Here is an 812-nt window from a genome sequence, read left to right on the forward strand (position 1 = left end):
CATAACCTGTTCCTGATAGACAATAACACCGTAAGTCGGTTCTAGAATGCCTTTCAGACTCTCATGCTGAAAGTCAGGATGAGGATAGGCTACTTCTGCCCGCCCATGCTTACGGTTGATAAAGTCATCAACCATGCCTGACTCCAAAGGCCCCGGTCTAAATAGTGCAACCAGTGCGATCATATCTTCAAGGTTGTCTGGCTGAAGTCGACGAATCAAGTCTTTCATACCACGGGATTCCAGCTGGAATACCGCCGTTGTTTCTGCTGACTTCAGCAATTCAAAAGAGGGCCTATCATCCAGTGGGATATGGTCAATATTAATAGGCTCTTTACCTTTCGCTGCCAAGCGAGGGTTAATCATCTTCAAAGCCCAGTCAACGATAGTTAGAGTACGAAGCCCCAAGAAGTCGAACTTAACCAGGCCTGCATCTTCAACATCATTTTTATCGAACTGGGTAACCAGNCCACCGCCTTCTTCATCACAATAAAGTGCAGCAAAGTCTGTCAGTTTAGTCGGTGCGATAACAACACCACCGGCGTGCTTACCGACGTTACGCGTAATCCCTTCTAGACAGACAGCCATTTCCCAGATCTCCTGGGCTTCTTCGTCTTCATCAAGAAAAGTTTTTAAGGTCGGTTCCTGCTCAATCGCCTTTGACAAAGTCATGCCGATTTCGAAAGGAATCATCTTCGAAAGCCGGTCAGCCAAACCGTAAGATTTACCCTGCACACGCGCAACATCTCGCACCACAGCCTTTGCTGCCATCGTACCAAAGGTAATAATCTGCGATACCGCATCCCTGCCGTAAT

1 pseudogene is annotated in these 812 nt (G+C 47.5%); it reads right to left on the minus strand.

Going from position 1 to position 812, the window contains the following annotated elements:
• Positions 1–812, minus strand: a pseudogene (locus tag A3735_RS27925) (DNA polymerase III subunit alpha); the annotation flags it as partial.

The sequence above is a fragment of the Oleiphilus sp. HI0061 genome, assembly GCF_001635675.1.